The organism is bacterium, from assembly GCA_035281585.1.
GTDB lineage: Bacteria > UBA10199 > UBA10199 > DSSB01 > DSSB01 > DATEDP01.
In genome coordinates this window covers 1-3555 of sequence record DATEDP010000153.1, presented here as the reverse complement: position 1 = coordinate 3555, position 3555 = coordinate 1, and the positions used below count along the sequence as shown (strand labels likewise).

Annotated in this window: 4 protein-coding genes; 1 reads left to right on the top strand and 3 read right to left on the bottom strand. The window is 61.2% G+C overall.

Annotation, left to right across the window (positions count from 1 at the left end; translation table 11 throughout):
* A partial coding sequence (locus VJR29_13705; protein HKY64460.1) for a hypothetical protein occupies positions 1-947 on the top strand: 947 nt, incomplete at its 5' end.
* Here VJR29_13705 and VJR29_13700 read toward each other — a convergent pair.
* From VJR29_13700 to VJR29_13690, 3 genes are all read right to left on the bottom strand, one after another.
* Complete coding sequence (locus VJR29_13700) at positions 944-1369, bottom strand: YidB family protein (protein HKY64459.1); 426 nt, start codon at positions 1367-1369, stop codon at positions 944-946. The two genes, VJR29_13705 and VJR29_13700, sit on opposite strands and share 4 nt — an antisense overlap.
* A 97-nt stretch (positions 1370-1466) precedes the next feature.
* A complete protein-coding gene (locus VJR29_13695) occupies positions 1467-3041 on the bottom strand; it encodes an acyl-CoA synthetase (protein HKY64458.1) in 1575 nt (524 codons plus the stop codon).
* Between the two features lie 208 nt (positions 3042-3249).
* Positions 3250-3555, bottom strand: a 306-nt coding sequence (locus VJR29_13690; GenBank protein HKY64457.1) for a methylmalonyl-CoA mutase family protein, incomplete at its 5' end; no start/stop codon positions are given.

Genomic DNA, 3555 nt, shown 5'->3' with positions numbered 1-3555 from the left:
TGGGCCTGGGGGAGGATGAGCTGGGTCTGGATTTCGCTCTCCAAGAGGGCGACATTGGGGAGGCGGACGGCGAATACACCCAAGAAGGATTGGAGGGTTCGCTTCAGGCCGTCGAGGACGAGATCAAGGACCTCTTTTCAGACGGCAAAATCACCGAAGATTTGCGCGATGAGCTTTTGGGTCGGCACGGACGAATCGAGGGAGAGTTGGATCTCAAGACGGCCAACCTCGACATGGTAGGGGAGATGATCGAGGGACTGCGCGAAAACCTCGCTTCGATACGCTCCGAATTCGTCGATAGCGGTGAACCGATCGACGCCATCGATGGCGAGGAAGATCTCAGCAAGTACCCCGAAACGGTGAACCGCATGGCGGCTTGGTTGAAAGCCAACGGATCGCCGGACATCAAGGCGAAGGACCTTATGGAGAAAGCGGAGGAGTTGGGACTCTCGGAAGACGACTTGAAATACCCTTCGCTCCCGCCCTCGGAAAACTTCATGACATTCTTGACCGAAGTCGATCCGGGATTGAAGCACCTCATGGACGAATATCGCGCGCAGCTCGGCTCCCAAGCCGCGACCCAAGCCGCGGAAGAAGAGCCGGAGATGCCGCCGGTTTATCCCGGCCTGGGCCTGAGCGACCCCACGGGGCCGATGGGACTCATGGGCCCCGGGGCAGAATGGGCGGAACGTCTCGAAGAGCAGGAGCGACAGGCGGCCGCCGACAGCGAACTGGCGCCCGCTCGTTCGGCGGTGCGCGACCGGCTCTATGGCCTATTGAAAGCCATATTCCCGGATGCGGGATTGGCCAATGCCGTCATCTCGGACACCCAATCGCCCGCCTTCAACAAATCCGACGATCTGGTCATCAACAATATCAATTACGATATTTTCGAAAACGCGACCGGAAAGCTGCGATTCGCGGAGTGGGCCCAAGCCGACGCTTAAGCCCCGAATTTATTCCGGAGCACGTTTAATACGTCGCTCAAGCTGTCATTGTCGGGAATCTCGCCGCCCGGGGTCAGCTTGTCGACGATCTGGGGCAGGAGGTCGGCCAAACGGTTGCTGGTGTTCTCGACGGTGCTGCCGGTTTGGGCGGCCATCCGCTGCAAGGTTTCCTGGCCGAGGCCTTGCTGGATTTGCTGGGGCGAGATGGCCTGGTTCTTTCCGGTGCCAATCCAGGTCGAGACGATATCGCCGAGGCCGTTTTTCTGAAAATTTTGCAGCAGGTTGTTCAAGCCGTTGCCGCCGCCGGGGCCCGAGCTTTGGCTGAACATCTGAACGACCATTTTCATGAGCGGCGAGTCTTGGTTTTGCTTGTCGCCTAGGAAGGTGGCGGCCAATTGAGTGAATTGTTCGAAGAGAGCCATGGGGTACTCCTTATGATCGGGTTGATGGCTCCTGCCCGGAACCCTGGTTGAAGATTGTACGGCGCGGCGACCTGAGTCCGAAACCGAAAAGCGGAGCCTAAGCCAAATTTTTCAGGCGGTGGCGCTGGAGCTTGCCGTTGGAGGTCTTGGGCAGCTCCCGTAAGAAGACGATTTGACGGGGAATTTTATATTGGGCGAGGCGGCTTTCCAGCGAGCGGAGGATCTGGCCGGCCGTCTCCTGGGTGGCGGCTGGCCCGGCCTTCAGGACCACGAAGGCTTGGACATAGCTCTTGCCCGGCTCGGGTTCGGCGCTGACCGCGGCCGATTCTTCCACCGCCGGATGCTCGTTGAGCGCGGCCTCGATCTCCAGCGGCGAGACGCGATAGCCGCCGGAATTGAGCACCTCGTCGCGGCGGCCCAAGAAAAAATAATGATCGGCTTCGTCGCGGTAGGCCAGGTCGCCGCTCAAGAACCAGTCGTCTTGGAAGGTCTGGCCGGCGGCTTCGCCGTGGTAGCCGAGCATGAGCCCGGGGCAGGAACGGTGGCTGGCGAGGATGCCGCTTTCGCCGGGCGGGCAGGGGCTCAGGTCTTCTTTCAAAATGGCGATCTTTTGCTCGGGCAAGGGCCGGCCGCAGGAGCCGGGCGGCGAGCCTTGGCCCAGGGCTTGGACGAGGTAGACCGAATGCTCGGTCATGCCCAGGCCCTCGCGGATCTCGAGGCCGGTGGCACGGCGGAACTCCTCGCGGGTTTGCTCGCCCAGCTTTTCGCCGGCGCTGAGCGCGACTCGCAGGCCCGAGAAGGGAACCGAATCGGCTTTGGCCAAGGGCAAGAGCCGGCGATAGATTCCCGGCACGCTCATGAAGACCGTCACGCCGTGGCGGGCGAGAGTTCCGGCGATCAATTCCGGCCTTGGCCGGCCTTGGTAGATCACCGAGGTCAAGCCGTGGCGCCAGACGTCGAGCCAGCCGGCGGTGAGAGCATAGCTCCAATTCAAGGCGCTGGTGTTGAAGACGACGTCGCCGGCCTTGAGGTCTTGCCAAAGCCGGGCCCGGGCGTCGTGGGCCGGAATGCTGCGGTGGGCATGGATCACGGCCTTGGGCTTCCCCTCGGTGCCGCTGGTGTAGAGCCAGTAAGCCGGATCCTCGGCTTGGGTCGGCTCGACCCGAAACTCGGTCGAGGAGTTCTTCAAGAGATCCTGCCACCGCTGAAAGCTTCCCGCCGCTTCGCTGGCCAGGATGACTTCCTTCATGGCCGGCAATTTCGCGGCCGAGAATTCCGGCGGCAGCAATTCCTGCGAAGTCACGAAGGCCGCGGCACCGCTGTCGCGCAGCAGGTATTCCAGCTCCGGCCAAGTCAGCAGCGGCGAGGTTGGCACCGGAATCAGCCCGGCCTTCACCGCGCCCAGGAAGCTGATGAGGAACTCGGTCGAGTTGGCCAGCCGGAGCAAGACCCGGGATCCGCGCTCCAGGCCGAGCGAGGCGAAGCCGTTGGCCATGGCGTTGGTCAAGCCCTTGAGGCTGGAATAGCTGAGCTTGAGCGGCGGCTCGCGCAAACGGCCGCTGGCGGGATCTTCCTTCAGGTAGACCAAGGCGACCTTGTGTTTATTTTGCAAAAGGTCGGCGTGCTTGTCGACGCAGTCGAGGGCGAGGTTGTAATTATCAGGATTCAACACACAAACCTCTTACCCCCCTTTGAAAAAGGGGGGCAGGGGGGATTTAAGAGCGGTGGCGTCGTTCAAAGCGCAGGCTTAAAGTATGCCGCGTCTATTAAATCCCCCCAACAAGTTCGGAAGAATTTAACACTATCAAAAAGTTTGCCTGGCGACATTAAATCGCCAGTTTTGCCTTTTTGATCCCCCTTTTTCAAAGGAGGAGATTTCCTCACAGGACGATTCTTTCTTGGTACAGCCCGAAGACCCCGCGGAGCGTGTCGCTGATCTCGCCCAGGGTGGTGTAGCAGCGGACCGCCTCGAGGATGTGGGGCATGAGGTTGTCCTTGCCGTGGGCCGCCTTGGCCAGGGCTTCGCGGGCCTGGGCGACTTTGACGTTGTCGCGGCGCTCGCGCAGGGCCTTGAGCCGCTGCTTCTGCCGAAGCTCCAGCGCCGGGTCGACCTTGAGGATGTCCTTCACCGGCTCTTCCTTCATCGTGAACTCGTTGACGCCGACGATGATCTGGCGCTTCTCCTC